Below are 18643 nucleotides of genomic sequence, written 5' to 3'. Positions count from 1 at the left end.
GCTGGGTGTGACTCAGGGCGCTTTCTCGCTCTCCGCGGTACCTGCGGTACCCGCAGCAGCCCTGGCAGCCGTGGCCCAGTGGCAGGCTACCTGGGTGGTGTCGCCGCCCGTGAGTATCGGCAGGGCCTGCGTGCGGCACTCGGCGGCGACACCGGAGCGTTCCGCCTCGCCGGAGGCGAGGATCTGGCACCGGGCGTGAAAACGGCAGCCACTCGGGATACGCGACGGGTCCGGCGGCTCGCCGGCCAGGACCACCGGTTCGGCTCCGGACTCCGGCAGCACCGACAACAGCGCCTGGGTGTACGGATGCTGTGGGGACGTCAGCACCTGTTCGACCGGCCCCGTCTCGACGATCCGGCCCAGATACATCACGGCCACCCGGTCGGCGATGTTCCAGGCGAGCCCGAGGTCGTGCGTCACGACCAGGGCGGACAGGCCGAGTTCGTCGCGGAGCGACAGCAGCAGCGCCAGGATCTCGCCGCGTACAGAGGCGTCCAGTGACGCCACGGGCTCGTCGGCGACGATCAGTTCGGGCTTCAGGACCAGCGCACCGGCGATGACGACGCGCTGCCGCTGGCCACCCGACAACTCGTGGGGATAGCGCAGGAAGAACCGCTCCGGCGGCCGGAGCCCGGCGAGGGACAGCGCCTCGGCGACGGCCTCGCGTTCGTTGCCCCGGTAGCGGTGGATGCGCAGGCCCTCGGCCACCGCGTCGTACACCGTGTGCCGGGGATTCAGCGAACCGCTCGGGTCCTGGAGCACCAGTTGGACGCGTTTGCGGTACGCCTTGAGGGCGGCGGACTGGTAGCCGAGAGGCGCGCCGCCGAAGGTGATGGCGCCCGTCGTCGGCGGCACCAGGCCGAGCAGCGTCCGGGCGAGCGTGGTCTTGCCGCAGCCCGATTCACCGACGAGGGCGACGATCTCGCCACCGCCGATGTCGAGATCGACGCCGTCGACGGCCCGCGCCGTCGGGGCGCCGCGCCGCCCGGGGAACGTGACGTGCAGCTCCGTGGCCGAGAGCAGAGGCGTGGGCGTGGTGGTCATGACTGGCTCCTGAGGAGTGGCCGTCCGGCGGCCGTACGAGCGGGACACAGACGGCACGGTGCCGACTGCGCCGCCGGCCCTGCCGTCCGCGGGCGGCGGGCCTCGCCGCCCCGTACGGGGCGGCCGGCGGCGGCCCACGCCTCGTGGGCGCGCACGGCGTCGGGCCCCCGCGCCGTGCGGGGGAGCGGGGCAGCCGCCCCGTCGGGGCGTGCCGACGTCATGGGCGTGGCTCCGTGGGCGTCGTCGACAGTTGCACGGGTACGGCCGCGCCCACGTGCAGGCACGCCGCGTGCCGGCCCGGCCCCGCGTCCCGCAGCGGCTGGTCCTCCCGCGCGCACTCCTCCAGCGCGATGGGGCAGCGCGGATGGAACGTACAGCCCGGCGGCAGCGACGAAGGGTCGGGCGGATCGCCCGGCAGACCGCGCGGGGCGCGCCGCGAGGCTGGGTCGCCGATCCGGGGGAACGCCGCGGAGAGCGCGCGGCTGTACGGGTGCTCGGCGGCGTCGTACACCGCTTTCGCGGGCCCCTCCTCGACGATCCGGCCCGCGTACATCACGGCGAGCCGGTCGCAGGTGTCGGAGAGCACCGCCAGGTCGTGGCTGATCATCAGCAGGCTGATGTCCTGCTCGGCGACCAACTGCTCGATAAGTCGCAGGATTTGGGCCTGGATCATCACGTCGAGTGCCGTCGTCGGCTCGTCGGCGACGATGAGCCGGGGATCGCAGGCCAGCGCCATCGCGATCATCACGCGCTGCCGCTGCCCGCCGGAGAGTTCGTGCGGATAGGCGTCGGCGCGGGAGGCCGGCAGTCCGACCTGTTCCAGCAGTTCCACGGTGCGCCTGCGGGCGGCGGCGGGCGTCGCGCCGCGGTGCAGCAGCACCGGTTCGGCGATCTGGTCGCCGATCCGGTGCACGGCGTTGAGGGAGTGCATGGCGCCCTGGAAGACGATCGAGGCCCCGGCCCAGCGCACGGCGCGCAGTCGGCCCCACTTCATGGTGAGCACGTCCTCACCGTCGAGCAGGACCTGGCCGGTCAGCTTCGCGGAGGCGGGCAGCAGTCGGAGCAGGGCCAGCGCCAGGGTGGACTTGCCGCAGCCGGACTCGCCCGCGATACCGAGCTTGCGGCCCGATTCGAGGACGAGGTCGACGCCCCGTACGGCGGGGACGGCGGACGGCCCCGTACCGTACGTGACCCGCAGATCCTTGATCTCCAGCAGGCTCGACACCGACCCCTTCTGCGTCTGCGTCTCCGTCTCCGCCTTCGGTTCGGGCTTCGCTGCCTTCGGTATATCGGTCAACGGGACACCTCAAGCTTTGGGTTGAGCACGGCCTCGATGGCACGGCCGCAGAGTGTGAAGGCGAGTGCGACAAGCGCGATCGCGATACCGGGCGGCGCCAGATACCACCAGTGTCCCGAGGAGACGGCGCCCGCCTCGCGGGCGTCCTGGAGCATGCCGCCCCAGGAGACGACCGACGGATCGCCGAGCCCGAGGAACGCGAGCGTGGCCTCCGTCAGGATCGCTGTGGAGATTCCGAGCGTCGTCTGGGCGAGCACCAGCGGCATCACGTTGGGCAGTACGTGGCGCGTCATGACGTGACTGTGCCCGCCGCCGAGCGCCCGCGCCCGCTCGATGTACGGGCGCGACTCGACGGCGATGGTCTGCGCGCGCACCAGGCGTGCCGTCGTCGGCCACGCGGTCACCCCGATCGCCAGGATGACCGTCCAGATGCTCCGCGACATCACTGTCGCCAGCACGATCGCCAGCACCAGCGCCGGCATCACCAGGAACCAGTCGGTGATCCGCATGACCACCGTCGCGAGCCAGCCGCCGAAGTGCCCGGCGATGATGCCGACGACGGTGCCGATGGCCACCGAGAGCGTGGCGGCGAGCAGCCCGACCACCAGGGAGATCCGGGCGCCCCAGATCAGCAGACCGAGCAGCGACCGCCCGAACTGGTCCGTACCGAGCGGGAATTCACCGCTCGGGCTCTCCAGAGCGGTTCCCGGCGCGTCGGTGACGCTCTGCACGTCGCCGCCGATGAACAGCGGCGACGTCAGGGCGATCAGGGCGATGACCGCGAGCCCGGCGAGACCGAGGAGGCCGGCGCGGTGCGTACGGTACTGGCGCCAGAAGCGGGACACGGAGGCTCGGCGCCGCGCCCACGCGAGCGACGAGGCGGACCGCGCCGCCTTCTCTTCCGTCGTCTCCGCCTGGGGCTCCGTCGGCTCCGGCGGGTTCGGAGACTCCGGCTGGCTCGGCGGGTTCGGCGGCGTCTTGTCGATGGTCATCGGCCCACCCGGGGATCGAGCAGCGGATACAGCAGGTCGGCCAGGAGGTTCATCAGGATCATCGCTCCCGCGAAGACCACGAAAAGCCCCTGCACGACGGGCAGATCAGGCACGCTCAGCGCCTGATAGAAGAGCCCGCCGAGGCCCGGCCACGAGAAGACAGTCTCGACGAGGATCGAACCGGCGGCAACGTGGCCCAAGTTGATGAAAATCATCGTGACCGTCGGCAGCATCGCGTTCGGCACGGCATGCCTGCGCCGTACGAGATCGTCCCGCAGCCCCTTGGCCCGCGCCGTCGTCAGATAGTCGCTGCCCATCTCGTCCAGCAGCGAGGACCGCATGACCAGCAGCGTCTGCGCGTAGCCGACCGCCACCAGCGTCACCACCGGCAGCACCATGTGGTGCGCCACGTCGAGCACATGCGCGAAGCCGGTCTCGTTGCCCGACTCCATCCCGCCGCTGGGGAACATCCCGGGAATCGGCCCGATACCCACCGAGAACACGATGATCATCAGCAGGCCGAGCCAGAACGACGGCACGGACCAGAGGGTCAGTGCCACACCGGTGTTGATCCGGTCGCCGAGGCCGCCGTGGTGCCACGCGGAGCGCGTACCGAGCCACAGGCCGAGCGTCGAGTAGATCAGCACGGCGACGCCCGTCAGCAGCAGCGTCGCGGGCAGCTTCTCGGCGATCAGCTCGCCGACCGGGGCGTGGAACTGGTACGAGGTCCCGAGATCGCCCGTCAGCGCCTTCGCGCAGTACTCCGTGAACTGCTGCCACACCGGCAGATCGAGCCCGAACTGCCTGCGCAGCGTGGCCATCTGCTCCAGCGAGGTCGGTTTGCCATGGGTCATGGCCTTGACCGGGTCGCCGGGGATGATCCGGAACAGGAAGAAGCTGGTGACGAGGACGGCGAACAGCGAGACGGCAGCGCCGCCCAACTTGCCCGCCACGTAAAGGAGATAGCTGGTTCCGTGGCCCGTGGCGCTGGTGCGGGAGCCGCCGGACGGCCCGGTCTTCACCGGGTCGTCGTCGGCGGCGTCCCGCACCACACCGGGGGTGCTTGCGGTGCTCATACGGTGTCTTTCCGGGGAAGCCTCCCGGACCCCCTGTTCGCGCTGTTCGCGGTCGTCTTCGCGGTCGTCTTCGCCGTCCTGATCGCGGACGCGTTCGCGGCCGTACCCACCGCCCTACTCACGGTCCTCGGCGGTGGAGCGGCGCCGCAGTACGAAGAAGAGCCCCAGTGCCACCACGACCACCACGGCCGCGCCGATCCCGATCATCGTGCCGGTGGACGAGCCGCTGTCGGAGCTCGCCTCGCCGGTCCCGTCGGCCGGTACGGCGGACCACCAGCTCCAATAGCCGTCCTGGCCCCAGATGTTGCCGGCGGCCTGGGGCATGGTCGTGATGGACTTGATCTGGTCCGTACGGTAGGCCTCGACGGCGTTCGGATAGGCCATGACGTTCATGTATCCGGTGTCGTACAGACGCGACTGGAGCTGCTTGACCAGGTCGGCGCGCTTGGCGGCGTCGTACTCGACCGACTGCTTCGCGTACAGGTCGTCGTACTTCTTGTCGCAGATGAAGTTGTCCGTCGCGCCGCTGGCCTCCGCCGTGGCGGGCAGGGCGTCGCAGGTGTGGATCGACAGGACGTAGTCCGGGTCGGGATTGACCGACCAGCCGTCGAAGGCGAGGTCGTAGTTGCCCGCGAGCCACGGGTCGGACACGTTGTCCAGGCACTCGACCTTCAGGCCGATGCCGAGGTCGCCCCACCACTCCTGGAGGTACTTCCCGATGGCCTTGTCGTTCGGGTCGGTGGCGTGGCAGAGGATGCGGAAGTCGAGCGGCTTGCCGTCCTCGCCGACGCGCTTGCCGGCGCCGTTCTTCTTGTAGCCCGCCTTGTCGAGGAGCGCCGCGGCCTTCGCCGGGTCGTAGTCGATCGTCTGGCCGTCCGACGGCTGCCAGAAGTACGTGTCGAAGCGCGGCGGTATGTAGCCCTGCCCCTCCACCGCGTGGCCCTGGAAGACCTTGTCGACGATCGTCTTGCGGTCGACGGCGTGGAACAGCGCCTTGCGGACGTCCGCGTCGAGCAGCGCCTTGTGGCCGTTGCCAAAGGCCTTGCCGTCCTTCGCCTTCGCACCCGGGTTGGTGGCGAGGGCGAAGAAGCGGCGTCCGGGCGCGTCGTTGACCTTGATGTTGTCGGCGCTGCCCAGCGCGGCGGCCTGGGCCGGCGTCAGGCCCGAGACGAACGAGACCTCGCCCTTCTGGAGAGCGGCGACCGCGGCGTCCTTGTCCTTGTAGTACCTGAAGACCAGCTCGTCGAACTTCGGGGCGCCGCGCCAGAAGTCCTTGTTCGGCTTCAGTCGGATGTACTGGTCGACCTTGAAGTCCTCAATGACGTAGGGGCCGTTGCCCACGATCGGGAACGTCTTGTCGTTGTTGAACTTGGAGAAGTCGCCGACCTTCTCCCAGACGTGCTTGGGCACGATCGGCACGTCCAGCGCCGTCATCGTGGCCTGCGGCTTCTTGAGCTCGATGACGAGCTGTGTGGGGTCGGGTGCGGTGACCTTCTTGAAGTTCGACGTGAAGCTGCCGTTCGCCGTGGCGGCGTTCGGGTCCGTCATCATCTTGTTGAAGGTCCACGCCGCGTCCTCGGCGGTGGCCTGCTTGCCGTCGGACCACTTGGAGTCACCGCGGATGGTGAAGGTCCACGTCAGCTTGTCCGCCGACGGTACCCACTTGGTGGCGAAGCCCGGGACGGTGCGGGCGTCCTTGGCGTCGTAGTTGGTCAGGTACTCGTACGTCAGCCGGTGGACGCTGGTGGCGACAAGGGTCTGCGCCAGGAACGGGCTCAGTGAGTCGATGCTCTGGTCGACGGCGACCGTGAGGACCTTCTTGCCGTCGGCCGCCGCCGGGGCGTTCAGGGCGTTCGGCGCGGCCTGGGCCTGCGGCGCCGCGGGCAGCAGCGGACTCAGCGGGACCACAGAACCGGCCACCATCGCAGTGGCAGCGGCACCGGAGGCCAGGAAGAGACGGAAGCAGAAGCGTTGCCGGGTGGGCTGCCGCGTCGTACGCGGTGGAATCCTTGTGACCATGGGTCGTGACCTCGCGTCATCACTCGCACGGAGAAACAGAGAACACAGAGAAGTAGAGAACACAGAGAAGCGGTGGAGAAGCAGAGAAACGGGGCGGAAGTTGGCGGGTTGAGCGGATGGTCGGGACCGCCTCCGGTCCGAGCGGTCACTTGAAACGGTCATTCGAAGCAGTGGCTTGAATCGTGCTCGCGTCGTCTGCCGACGATCGCTGGGTTGACTCCAGCTCACCATCTGGTGAAGCGAAGGTTTATCAGCGCTGGTCGGGCCGCGTCAACGGGCGTCGAAACCCCGTGTGGGCTGCGGGAATGCGATGAGGGTCCGTACCGTGAAGACGGTGCGGACCCTCATTGGTCTCAACCTCTGTCGCCTTACTGCTGAGGCGCTGGCGGAGCCTGCGGAGGCTCCTGTTGCGGCCATCCGGCGGGCGGAACCGGACCCTGCAACTCCGGCTGTCCCGATTGGCCGGGCTGCCCAGTTTGTGCGGGCAACTGGTGCTGCGGTTGCGGCTGCGACTGTCCGCCGGGGTACTGGCCCGGCGGGTGTCCGGCCGGGCTGCCGGACGACTGCGCCTGGGAGGGCAACGACTGCTGCCAGCCCTGCTGCTGCGGGTAGGGCTGCTGCGGGTAGTACTGCTGACCGGGGCCGGGGGGCTGCTGACCCGGGGCCGCCGGCTGTCCCGGCGCGTGCCCCGGGGCCATCCCGGGGGCCTGGTGTCCGGGAGCCTGCCCGTGCCCGTACTGTCCAGGCGCCTGAGGCTGTCCGTAAGGCGGCTGTCCCGGCGGCTGCTGGCCGGGCTGCCCGTACGGCGGCTGACCCTGTGGTTGCCCCTGCTGCTGGCCCTGGTGTCCCGGCATCGGCGGGACGAGGTGCGGCGGCGGGTTGCCGTCCGCCGTCCATAGCCCTTGCTGCTGCTGGGCGCGTACGAAGTCCTCGGCGATCATCGCGGACAGGTTGAAGTACGCCTCACGGGTCTTCGGCCGCATCATGTCGAGGTCGACCTCGGCGCCCGCCGACAGGTGCTCGTCGAACGGCACCACGACGACGCCGCGGCAGCGTGTCTGGAAATGCTGCACGATGTCGTCGACCTTGATCATCTTGCCGGTCTCGCGTACGCCCGAGATGACAGTGATCGACCGCTGCACCAGGTCCGCGTACCCGTGGGCCGACAGCCAGTCCAGCGTCGTGGACGCGCTGCTCGCCCCGTCGACCGACGGGGTCGAGATGATGATCAACTGGTCCGCCAGATCCAGCACTCCGCGCATCGCGCTGTACAGGAGGCCGGTGCCCGAGTCGGTGAGGATGATCGGGTACTGCTTGCCGAGCACCTCGATCGCGCGCCGGTAGTCCTCGTCGTTGAACGTCGTGGAGACCGCGGGGTCCACGTCGTTGGCGATGATCTCCAGCCCGGACGGCGCCTGCGAGGTGAACCGGCGGATGTCCATGTACGAGTTGAGATGCGGGATCGCCTGCACCAGGTCCCGGATGGTCGCCCCGGTCTCACGGCGCACCCGGCGACCGAGCGTGCCGGCGTCGGGGTTGGCGTCGATCGCCAGGATCTTGTCCTGCCGCTCCGTGGCCAGGGTGGAGCCGAGGGCGGTGGTGGTGGTCGTCTTGCCGACGCCGCCCTTGAGGCTGATGACCGCGATGCGGTAGCAGGACAGCACCGGCGTACGGATCAGTTCGAGCTTGCGCTGCCGCTCCGCCTCCTCCTTCTTCGCCCCGAGCTTGAAGCGGGAGGCGCCGGAGGGGTTGCGGCTGCTCTTGGCCTTCGGCTTGTTGTTGCGCAGGAGGCGGTCCGAGGACAGCTCGACGGCGGCGGTGTAGCCGAGCGGTGCGCCCGGCACCGAACGCTCGCGCTGATCGTGCGCCATCGCCGTCGGCCAACCCGCGCCGGAGCGCGGGTCCATGGGAGGCGCGCCGGGTGCGTTGCCCTGCGCGGGCTGCTGGTACGGCTGTTGCTGCTGGGCGGGCAGACTGGGCGTCGGCGAGGCCGGAGCCGGCAGGTTCGGCGGCTGAGGCCGAGGCTGCGGCTGTTGCTGCTGGGCGGGCAGCGGCTGGGGCAACGGCGGTGACTGCGGAGACTGCTGTGCGGGCGCGTACGGGGCGGACTGGCCCGGCTGCCCCGGCTGCCCCGGCTGTCCCGGCTGTCCCGGTTGGGGGAAACCGTAACCCTGCTGCGGGACTTGGTGACCCGGCTGGCCCTGTTGTCCCGGGTGAGGGAAGCCGTAACCGCTCGGTGCGTACGGGGCATGGGGGCCGGAATTGGCAGGCGCCGGCCCGCCCGGTTGTCCCGGCTGCGGGAATCCGTAGCCACTCTGCTGCGCCGTCGCGGCGGGAGTCGCCGGGGCGGCGGGAGTGGCCCAGGGGGCCGCGGCCGGATGCTGCTGCGCGGAGGCGGGCGCGGGGGCCGGTGCGATCGCGGGCGGCTGCGACTGCGGCTGGGCCTGCGACACCGACTGCGACTGAGGCGTCGCGGAACGCTCGGCGGGCCACTGCGGCGCGGGCGCCGGTGCGGCCGGCTGGAACGCGGGCGGCAGCGGGGGCAGCCCGGAGTCCGGACCGGCGGGAGACGGCGACCACGGCAGCGCCGCGGCGGGCGGGGCCGCCGGAGTGCCCAGCGGGGGAGCGGCGTCGGAGGGCTCGTCCGCAGGCATGGAGTCGGCCGGCTCGTCCACCGCGTCGCTCGGCCCGCCGGGGCGGTCCTGGATGTCGTCCGAGAGGTCCGCGCCGCCTACGGCGTCGGTGACGTCCGCCGGTTCCACGGAGCGGGCGTCGAAGTCGGCGTCCGGCCCGGCGTCGGCCGCCACGTCCGGGCTCTCGGGCTCATCGCCGCCGGACTCGCCGGACGGGGCCGGGTAGCCCGCGTTCTCGCCCCTGTCTCCGTCCGTGTCGTCGTCGTTGCCGTACGCACCCGCGCCCGCGTTCCCGGCCTCGACCTTGTCGCGGTCGTCTCCGCGGTCCTCGTCCGCACCGAGACCAAGGCCGGTTCCCAGACCGGCACCGGTACTGGAATCCGTACCGGCGTCAGCCCCGTCGCCCCGCTCGTCGTCCGCCGCTGACGCGACAGGAACGCCGTCCACAGCCCCGTGGGCGGCCTCATCGGCGCCGGTGCCGATGTCAGCGCCGGCGTCGCTCTCGGCGGCCTTCGCCGCCGCCTTGGCGGCGTCGATCTCCGCCATCTCACGCCTCAGCGCGGCGGGGGAGAAGCGCATGGTCGATCCGCTCTCCAGATCCCCGCCACCGAAAGGCTGCGCGAACGGCTCCTGCGCGGCGGGCTCGGCGGGCGCGGAGGGGGAGGGCGCCATGGGAGGCGGCGCCGAAGGCAGTACCGGATCGACGGACGGCGACAGCGGCGCGCTCTGCGCGGGGATCGGCGGCGGAGGCTGCCGGTGCGGCCAGTTCGGCTCGTACCCACTGCCCGCGGGCAGCCCCGGCACGGCCACCGGAGCCCCGCTCGGCGGTGGAGGGACGGAACTTCGCCGGCCCGCGCCGTCGCCCGACGTGTCCTCGGAGGAGTTCTGCGTGTACCAGGCCGGCGGGGTGTAGTCGATGGTGAACTCACCCGTCAACTCGGCGGGCTCCGCGTCGGACTGATCATCGACGGGATTGTTCCAGTCCCTACGGATCTCGTCCCGATCGCCGTTCACTTTGCCTCCTGGTGTGGTCGAGCACCCTTGTGCCGTGTTGGGTGGGGGCGACCGCTGTCACTCGATCAGCCCGGCTCTACCCCTTGGGACGCTCCCCGCATGCCTGCGGGTTCTCCTGCGCCCCGACCCACCCTAATCGTCCACAAGCCCGCTCCGGCAGGCCCGCCCACCCGTCGTCCGTCGCCCCGGGCGCCACCTCTTGTCCCCCGGTGGTTCGGGTGCGCCGGACGGCCGGGAAGACTGTGGGGTGAACCATGACAACAGCGGATGAATGACTGCCCGTTCGGGTCACCTTCGGGCGAGAGCCAACGATCCGGTATCGGCCTCCGGACGTGGTCCGGTCCGGGTGGTTGTGTCCCGGAGCGCCCGGGCCGGAGAGCCGCCGCCGTCGCCTCCGCCGTCGCCTCCGCCGGGTTTCGTCCCGCGCCTCTTCCTACGGAGGTCGCGTCGGTCTGCGGCGGACGTGTACGGCGGAGACCTATCGCAGGTCGAATTCCCCGTCGCGCGCACCCAGTACGAACGCCCGCCACTCCGCTTCGGTGTACCGCAGCACGGTGTCGGGATCCACGGACGAGCGCATCGCGACCGCGCCACCGGGCAGATGCGCGATCTCGACCCGCTCCTCGTCCTCGCTCGTGCCCGGGGCGCTGAGCCACTCGACACCAGAGATGTCGAGGGCGTACAACTCGTCCTTCTCCTGTGCGGTCCCCATCGGTCAGGCCTTCCCTTCGACAACGGCTGAGTTGAACGATCCGCACGCGCGGGCGGGGACAAACAGGCCCACCGACGCGTCCTCCTAAGGATCCTAGATCCGCCCGGCACGTCCGGTCCGGCGATTCCCGTCCGGTCACCCCTGTCGGTGACCCCGCCCGTCGGTCGCCACCGGCGACGCCCCGCCCCGTCGGCCAACCGCCGCCGAGGCCCGCCCCGTACGGCCGCTCAGTCCATCCTGCGAGCTGTGCCCAGCAGTCCCGACTCGGCGTCCGTGGGGCTGGTCATCACCCAGTGCCGCTCACGCCCGGCACACCACAGGGTGACGCCGTCGGCCAGCGTCGGCAGCGCGCCACTCTCCGCTTGCGACAGTCCGAGAATCCGGCCGATCTGCTCGGCCTCGCGCGGCGACACCCGCTGTATACCCACCAGGGTCGAGTTCCGCATCAACCGGGGCGCCACGGGGCTCAGATACGGCAGCAACGTCAGCACCGACTGCCACGGCGCCGACACCACACGGCCACGGGGCGGTCGCATGCCCGCGTCCCGTACGACAACCACGGGGCTGCCCACCGTCGGACCCTGGGGCGGCACCCGCCCCACATCGTGCAGGGTGATGCACTCCAGGCCCGCGCCGGCGGCCTGCGCCAGCAGCGTCCACGCCTGCGCGCGCCCCGTCTCGACGACCACACGCGCCCCGGTGCCCGCCGCGCGTAGCGCGATCACCTGCGCCGTCCACAGGCCGCCGATCAGCAGGACGTCGTACGGCGCGGAGCGGTGGAACCCCACCATCTGGGGGTGCCCCTCCGCGTCGTCACCGATCACCACACCGTCGTCGCCGACGGGCAGGGAGAGTGCCCCGAGTTCGTCCGCGGGCATGGTGTGACCCGCGTGCCGCGGGCCGAGCAGTGTACGCAGCCCGCTCATCGGGCGCCTCCCAGCGGAAGTGTGGCCAGAGCCCCGGGCAGTTGCTCACGGTCCAGGCGGACGAGGCCGACCTTCGCCGACCGCGCGGCCTGCTCCAACAGCCGCCGCACGCCGACGAGTTCGGTGTCGCTGCCGCCGGTGATCCGGACATGGCCGTTCACCGTCATGGCCCCCAGGCGGGTACCACGCCGCAGGGTGAGGCTGAAGGTCGTCGCGTACGCCGGGGTCGCGGTGAGCAGCGACACCAGCTTGGGCAGCGGAGCGGCTCCGCGCCCCAACTCGGGCCAGCGGCCCACCGCGTACGTCGTGTGCCACCGGTCGTCGCACCGCCAGACGCGCGCCGTCTCCGCCGTGCGCCGGTTCGGGGCGGCGTCGGGGCGGCCGGCGAGGGCGGCCTGTGCGGGGCTGGCGCAGGCCGACGTCGCGATGGTGGAGTTCAACTCCTCCTGGTCCAGTACGACGGCCCGGAAACCCGCTCCGGTGATCCTGCTCGCCACGTGGTCCGCCACTCGTACGAGGCAACGCTGGGCGCCTTCGACGCCGCCCCCGCGAGCGTCCACCGCCTCACGGCACAGCTCGGGATCGAGTTTCACCGCGACCCAGGTCAGCCGCAGGGCCGGGGCGCCGGTCTTCTCCTGAAGAGGCACGTACGAGAGCCGGGCCACCGACTGCGGGGGCAGGTGCGGCGCGGGCGCCGAACGCACCTGCTGCACCAACTGCACCGATTCCAGCTTGATGTCGTCGACCTCCAGGGCGCCGCCCAGGAGGGACATCGGCAGCGCCCGCGCGCCGAAGGCGGGCCGCAGCGCGGACCCGCTCGCCTCGACCCGTACGACCGCCGTGAGGAAGCTCCCGTCGCCGAGCATCCCGACCGTGCGGCGGTCGCGGTCGACGTACGTGTACGGGCGCAACGCCGGGACGCTCTCCGCGATCGGGGCCAGCGACGGGTCGACGTCCACCGCCGCGGGCCCGGCGGCCCGCTCGCGCGCCCGCAGGGAGAGGACGGTCGAGAGCCAGTCCTGGACGGCGTGGCCGCGGCGCCGTACGACGGCCAGCAGGACCAGCAGACAGGCGACGGTGATCGTGGGCACCAGCCACAACCCGCCGAGCGCGACACCGACGGCGGCGAGCGCGAGCGCCACCTCGACCAGCACCAACTGCCTCAGTTGGAAGGGGCCGACATGGCTGGTGCGCGAGAGACTCCGCAGGGTGGTTGTCGCCGGGACACGTGGCGCCGTGGCGGCGGCCGGGGGCACGGCGCCCGAGCCGGGGCCGGTGCCTGGGGCGTTGCGACGTTGCCGGCGGGAAGACCGGGATGAGCCGGGAGGCTGTCCGGAAGTCCGCCTGTTGCGCTCGCGCGTCGCCGTACCCATCCCCGCGTTGCCCCCTCTGTCCGAAATGGCCATTTCCCTATGGGGCGTTGACCGGGCGATCACCCTACCTGAGCAGTGAGGCGCGACCGCCAGCATGCATAGTAGGGGGCCGGAACGACGGCAGCCCTCTCCGTAAGGAGAGGGGCCTGGCCGCGCAGTGGGGGAGAGGGACAGCGGACAGATGGCATCACGACGGGACGAACTCAACGCCTACACCTTCGCGAAGCGAAGGTTGATCGCGCAGTTCGTGCAGCCGAACTCGACCGGCTCGGAGGAAGGTGCGCCCCGCCCGCTGCGCGGGGTGGTGCCCGGGATGATCATCGCCGTGGTCATCCTCGCGATCTTCGGCGCGTGGGGGATGTTCAAACCGGTGGCGCCCAAGAAGTGGGACACACCCGGCGAGAACGTCATCATCGCCAGCAAGTCCACCACCCGTTACGTGGTGTTGAAGACCGGCAAGAAGATTCAGCTCCACCCGGTGTTGAACATGTCGTCCGCCAAGCTTCTGCTCAACCCCGACAAGGGCAAGGTCATCAACGTTGACGAGTCGGTGCTCGACAACGGCAAGATTCCGCACGGCGCCACTCTGGGCATCCCGTACGCCCCGGACCGGCTGCCCGACGCCAAGCAGGCGGGCGCACCCAAGCGCTGGGCGGTCTGCGAACGCCCCGGAGGGGGCGGCAGGGCCATCGAGAAGGCGGCGTTCGTCTTCGCGGAGCGTGAGCACAAGAAGACCGAGGGCACGAACCGGATTCGCGGCGGCGAGCTGATGTACGTGGAGGGGCCCGACGAGGCCCGACACATCGTCGACGCGACGGGCAAGGCGTACGCCGTCGACGCGGACGACGAACTGCTGCTGCAACTGGTGGTCGGAGGCGACCGCAAGCCGCAGCGGGTGTCCGCGGCGTGGCTGGCCACGCTGCACCGGGGCGACGCCGTCGACTTCCCGGAGATCCCCGGGCCGATCGGCGCCGACGCGGGCGTCGGTGGCGACCTGGACCCCGCGCTCGACAAGGTCGGCACCATCCTGACCGCGACGGACGGGACGAAGAACCAGCAGTACATCGTCCTGGAGGGCCGGGTCGCCCCGATCTCCGACTTCACCGCCAAGCTGCTGCTCGACAGCCCCGACCTGATCGAGGTCGACCAGGCGGGCAATGCGAAGTCCGTCAGCGCCGCGACCTTCCGGCCGGGCGACCCGTTCGGGCAGGACAAGGACTGGCCGAAGAGCGAGCCCGAGGCCGTCAACTCCGCGAGTGAGTCGGAGGGAAGCCGCAACACCGTGTGCAACGTGCTGCGCGAGGTGGACGCGGACAGCGGCGACACCACGCTCAGCACGTGGTCGGGCACAGGCTTCCCGGCGCCGCTGGCGACCGGGGCGACGAGCGCGTACGTCACCCCCGGATCCGGCCAACTCTTCCGTCAGTTCACGGGTGACTCGACCAAGTCCGGCTTCCTCTTCCTGGTCACGGACACCGGCTTGCGGTACGCGATGCAGTCCAACGGTGACAGCGCGACGGACGACTCGGGGATCGGCGAATCCGGCTCGGCGAAGGAGAAGCGGGACAGGCAGGCCGAGGTGCGGAAGGCGCAGAACAGGCTCGGTTACCAGAACGTGGACGCCGCACCGGTGCCCGCGGCCTGGTCCTCGTTCCTGCCGACGGGGCCGAGGTTGTCGACCGGAGCCGCGGGCCAGCCGCAGGGTTCGTGAGGGGCGGGGCAGCCATGAGGGACACGCACAGGCACATCCGTACGCGCACGCCCAACTCCCCACCCACGTCGCGTCGGTTGGCGACGACAGCGACTGCGACCGCGGCCGCGACGGCGGCAGCCGTGGTCACCGCGGCCCTCGCGCTCGTGACGGTGTCGGCACCCACCGCGAGCGCGGACACGGGGCAGTGCTCCTACCCCAGCGAGCCGTACGAGGGCCGGCCGTGGGCCCTGCAACGTGTCCTGCTGGACGAGCTGTGGAAGCAGTCCACCGGCAAGAAGGTGCGGGTCGCCGTCATCGACACAGGCGTCGACATCGAGCACCCGCAGCTCGCCGATGCGGTGGACGCCGGGAGCGGTCGTAACCTGATCCCCCCGAACGCCAAGGACGACAACGGGAACAAGCTCGAACGCGGCAAGGCGAACGGCACCACCGACAAGGTCGGCCACGGCACCAAGGTCGCGGGTATCATCGCCGCCCGCCCCGTCGAGGGGACCGGTTTCGTCGGGCTCGCGCCCGATGCCACTGTCATCCCGATCCAGCAGAACGACGAGTTCGGCAACGGCACAGCCGAGACGCTCGCCGGCGCCATCGACTACGCGGTCCAGCAGAAGGCCGACGTCATCAACATCTCCCAGGACACGGCGGACGCCGTGGAGCCGGATCCGGTGCTGAAGCAGGCGGTGGACGACGCACTCGACGCGGATGTCGTGGTCGTCGCCTCGGCCGGCAACGACGGCCTGGACGGCAAGGTCAAGGAGACGTACCCCGCCTCGTACGACGGCGTGCTGGCCGTCGCCGCGTCCGATCGGAACAACGAACGCGCGTCGTTCTCCCAGTCGGGCGATTTCGTCGGCATCGCGGCGCCGGGGGTCGACATGGTCACGACCGTCCCCGGACGCGGCCACTGTGCGGACAACGGCACCAGCTTCTCCGCCCCGTACGTCGCCGGAATCGCCGCTCTGATCAAGAGCAAGCACGAGGACTGGTCGCAGGAAACGATCGTCGCCCAGATCCAGCAGACGGCGGAGCGCTCGATTCCGGGCCGCGACCGCCGCGTCGGCTGGGGAGTGGTGGACCCGGTCCGCGCGCTGACCGAGGACGACAAGCCCGTCGACAAACCGGTGGCACACGAAGGAGTGACGCGGGCCGAAGCACCGACCCCGGCCGAAGTCCATCTCGGCGAATCGGCCGAGGAACGGAACTCCCGGCTCGCCACGTACGTCGTTGTCGGAGGTGCCGTTCTCGTGGCGGCGATCGCGGGCGGTTCGGTGGCTCTGCGCGATTCACGTCGCCGGGCGCGACGGGTCGGGGAGAACCGGTGAGCGCGGTGAGCGCGGTGATTGCCGTGATCGCGGTCAGAGGTGGGCGAGACGGGCGAGACGGGGAAAACCGATGGTGTTGGTGTCACGGCGATCAAGTCACATGATGGATAACGCACTTAGAGGTCTACGGCAGGGTAGCTAGAGTGGTCACGAGCGATCATCGAGCGAACGTAGAAGGAACTGGTTCGCCGTGATCGCGGCGTAGGACAGTTGAAGCAAACGGGGAGGAACGGGCATCGTGCCTGAGTCGGTGGGTGGCGTGAGCGGGGGCTCCGATGGCAAGTAATCTTGAGCGCGGCGTCGGGGCGTTGAAGAAGTTCCAGAGCCAGATCAACACTCTGCTCGCGGATTTCGAGGGTGGCGCGGGCGGCAAGGGTGAGATCGCGGCGCAGAGCGTGCCACGGACGTCTTTCAGCGGCCCCGGCAAGTTCGACGAGGCCGAGGGCTTCTCGATGCAGTACAACCGGGTGCACACGTCGCTCATTTCGCTGTCCAAGTCCCTCGGAGACCAGATAGAGCTGCTGAGCATCGGAGTTCACGCGGCCGATGTCGGCTACGACAACGTCGAGGAAGACCTGCGGCACCGCTTCCACACGATCCAGACGCGACTGGACGAGCAGCGCCAGGCGCACGAGAAGCAGCAGCGGCAGGACAAGGGCGAGGCACCCGATGCGCCGCGCCAGGACGCCACCGGCGGCACGAAGGACTTGGGGTGACGCGACATGAGTGACGACAAGAAACCACCGCTGTCCCCCCAGGAGCAGCAGCAGAGCGAAGAAACTGCCCAGATCGAGTCGGAGTTCGGCGCGACCGACGCCGCGGAGCGCATGGCCATGGCCATGGACCACTTCGGCTTCGGCAACATGGGGGGGTTCTTCTCCAGGACGAGCTTCGAAGACCGCGGGCTCAACGACATGCTCGACCTGCTGGACGGCGCGAACCCCTCGGACCTGGAACACGCCGGCAAGAACCTCGAAAGGGCCAAGAAGAGCCTCAACGCAGCCGCGGAGGACCTCAGCGAATTCGTCAAGGCCACGGACTGGCGCGGTGAGGCGGCCACCGAGTTCGAGCGCTACGGCACCGAACTGGTGCGGTACGCCTGGGACCTCGGTTCGTTCGCGAACGTCGTCGGCACCCAGATGTCGGTCGCGGCCACCGGCCTGACATCGGTCCGCAGCTCCAAACCGCCGCGGGACAACCGGGCCGACCGCAGGGCTCCCAAGGACTTTCCGGTCACGGAACAGCGGGAGGACAACCCTGAGTACAAGCAGGCCGTGAAGGCGGAGGAGCACCGCCAGGAGGCCATCAACCAGATGAACCGCCTGGCGTCGTTCTACGCGGTGTCGGAGCAGTCGCTGGCGGGGGCGAAGGAGCCGGCGCTGCCGAAGATGCTGGCGGCGGATGTGCCGCGGCCAGCGCAGGGCGCGTGGGGCAACGAATCCGGCTCGGGTGAATCTGGCGGTACGGGCGGGCTTGGCTCATCGCCTCAGCAAGCGAGCGCTGTACGCGCCGACGCCGGTGGCACGGGAGGTATCCCCCGTACTGCTACCGATGGCTTGGTCACGCAGAGTCCGACCTCGACTCCGACCCCGCCTCCGAGTACGTCCATGCAGATCGACACCGTCAATACGCTGCCGCCCACGACAACAGGTCCGGGTCCCGCACAGCCCTCCACGGTGCCTCCCGGACCAACATCGAACAGTCATGTCCCCCCGCCGTTGGGGCCCAATTTCGGTCCTCCTGTACGCGGCGGCCCTCGTTCCGGCCCCCCGCTCGGCCCGAGGGGAGGAGGCCCGGTGCCGGGCCCCAACGTGAGAACGGGTACGGGAGACGGCGGCCGTCAGGGCCCAGTAGGGCGCCCGAGCGTGATGGGTGGCGGCGGCCCCAACACAGGTGGTTCGCAGTCAGGCAGGGGCCCGGTCGGCAGGCCGACAACAACCATGGGTCCCGGCGGGGGACGCGGTGGTGACTCGAATGCCAACCGGAGTCCCATGGTCGGTCGACCGAGCGCCGGGGGGCCGCCCATGGGCGGGCGTTCCGGGCAGGGTTCCTCCACCGCACCCCGTACGGGCCGCGCCAACGGCATCGTGGGTGGTACGCCGCAGCGCACCTCCGGCGGCGGCACCGGCGTCTCCGGGTCGCGCATTCCCCGGGGGAATGTCATTGGTGGCGCGGGCAGTACGACACCGGGCCGCCCTGTGTCGGCCGCGCGTCCCAGCCAGTCCGGTGTCGTGGGAGCGGGGCCCGCCCAGGGCGCCGCGCGCCCCACAGGGCGGGGCATGCCCAGCTCCAACGGCGTCGTGGGCACTCCACGCAGCGGTGGCACGCCTCCCAGGGCGGGCGCCGGCGGATTCACGACCGGCGGCTCGGGTCTGTCCGGTGACCGACAGGGTCAGCAGACCCGCGACGAGCAACCGGAGCGTCCCGGACAGCAACGTCCGGAACCCCGGGCGGACGACACAGAGACACGGGCGGGTCGGCGGCGTGGTGCCGTACCGCCAGTCATCGACTAGGCACAGCG

At 70.6% G+C, this 18643-nt stretch carries 13 protein-coding genes; 4 read left to right on the top strand and 9 right to left on the bottom strand.

Features of this window, described 5'->3' with window-relative positions:
• Positions 1-12 precede the first annotated feature (12 nt).
• The 9 genes from OG700_RS08960 to eccE form a co-directional block, all read right to left on the bottom strand.
• Entirely contained in the window at positions 13-1044 is a 1032-nt protein-coding gene (locus OG700_RS08960; RefSeq protein WP_405611539.1) for an oligopeptide/dipeptide ABC transporter ATP-binding protein, read from the bottom strand.
• 217 nt (positions 1045-1261) lie between these two features.
• Positions 1262-2269 (bottom strand): ABC transporter ATP-binding protein, encoded by a 1008-nt coding sequence (locus OG700_RS08955; protein ID WP_405621534.1) that lies wholly within the window; start codon positions 2267-2269, stop codon positions 1262-1264.
• A 68-nt stretch (positions 2270-2337) separates the two neighbouring features.
• On the bottom strand, positions 2338-3333 hold the full coding sequence (locus OG700_RS08950; protein WP_405611536.1) for an ABC transporter permease: 996 nt from the start codon (positions 3331-3333) through the stop codon (positions 2338-2340).
• The gene (locus tag OG700_RS08945; protein ID WP_405611533.1) at positions 3330-4409 is read right to left on the bottom strand and encodes an ABC transporter permease; all 1080 of its coding nucleotides are present in this window, start codon (positions 4407-4409) and stop codon (positions 3330-3332) included. The genes OG700_RS08950 and OG700_RS08945 overlap by 4 nt, the downstream gene beginning before the upstream one ends.
• A 114-nt stretch (positions 4410-4523) precedes the next feature.
• Positions 4524-6428, bottom strand: coding sequence for an ABC transporter substrate-binding protein (locus tag OG700_RS08940; protein ID WP_405611530.1), 1905 nt, complete (start codon positions 6426-6428; stop codon positions 4524-4526).
• Between the two features lie 368 nt (positions 6429-6796).
• Entirely contained in the window at positions 6797-10075 is a 3279-nt protein-coding gene (locus OG700_RS08935; protein ID WP_405611527.1) for an SCO5717 family growth-regulating ATPase, read from the bottom strand.
• A 478-nt stretch (positions 10076-10553) separates the two neighbouring features.
• Positions 10554-10787 (bottom strand): DUF397 domain-containing protein, encoded by a 234-nt coding sequence (locus OG700_RS08930; RefSeq protein ID WP_405611524.1) that lies wholly within the window; start codon positions 10785-10787, stop codon positions 10554-10556.
• Positions 10788-11014: 227 nt separating this feature from the next.
• Positions 11015-11713, bottom strand: coding sequence for a hypothetical protein (locus OG700_RS08925; RefSeq protein ID WP_405611521.1), 699 nt, complete (start codon positions 11711-11713; stop codon positions 11015-11017).
• The gene (eccE, locus tag OG700_RS08920; protein WP_405621532.1) at positions 11710-13086 is read right to left on the bottom strand and encodes a type VII secretion protein EccE; all 1377 of its coding nucleotides are present in this window, start codon (positions 13084-13086) and stop codon (positions 11710-11712) included. The genes OG700_RS08925 and eccE overlap by 4 nt, the downstream gene beginning before the upstream one ends.
• 181 nt (positions 13087-13267) lie before the next feature.
• Here eccE and eccB point away from each other — a divergent pair, with 181 nt between their 5' ends.
• The 4 genes from eccB to OG700_RS08900 all read left to right on the top strand — a co-directional run bounded on the left by eccB (position 13268) and on the right by OG700_RS08900 (position 18635).
• Positions 13268-14797, top strand: a complete 1530-nt coding sequence (gene eccB / locus OG700_RS08915; protein ID WP_405611518.1) for a type VII secretion protein EccB — start codon at positions 13268-13270, stop codon at positions 14795-14797.
• Between the two features lie 14 nt (positions 14798-14811).
• Positions 14812-16122 (top strand): type VII secretion-associated serine protease mycosin, encoded by a 1311-nt coding sequence (gene mycP / locus OG700_RS08910; RefSeq protein WP_405611515.1) that lies wholly within the window; start codon positions 14812-14814, stop codon positions 16120-16122.
• A gap of 275 nt (positions 16123-16397) precedes the next feature.
• Positions 16398-16838 carry a hypothetical protein gene (locus OG700_RS08905; RefSeq protein WP_405611512.1) on the top strand — a complete coding sequence of 147 codons (441 nt, stop codon included), beginning with the start codon at positions 16398-16400 and terminating at the stop codon, positions 16836-16838.
• Positions 16839-16844: 6 nt separating this feature from the next.
• Positions 16845-18635: a hypothetical protein gene (locus OG700_RS08900; RefSeq protein WP_405611509.1), complete on the top strand. Its 1791-nt coding sequence runs from the start codon at positions 16845-16847 to the stop codon at positions 18633-18635.
• Positions 18636-18643: the final 8 nt, after the last annotated feature.

The sequence above is a fragment of the Streptomyces sp. NBC_01508 genome (assembly GCF_045040315.1).
In the GTDB taxonomy this organism is placed as follows: Bacteria; Actinomycetota; Actinomycetes; order Streptomycetales; family Streptomycetaceae; genus Streptomyces.
This window is presented reverse-complemented; position numbering and strand designations above follow the sequence as displayed.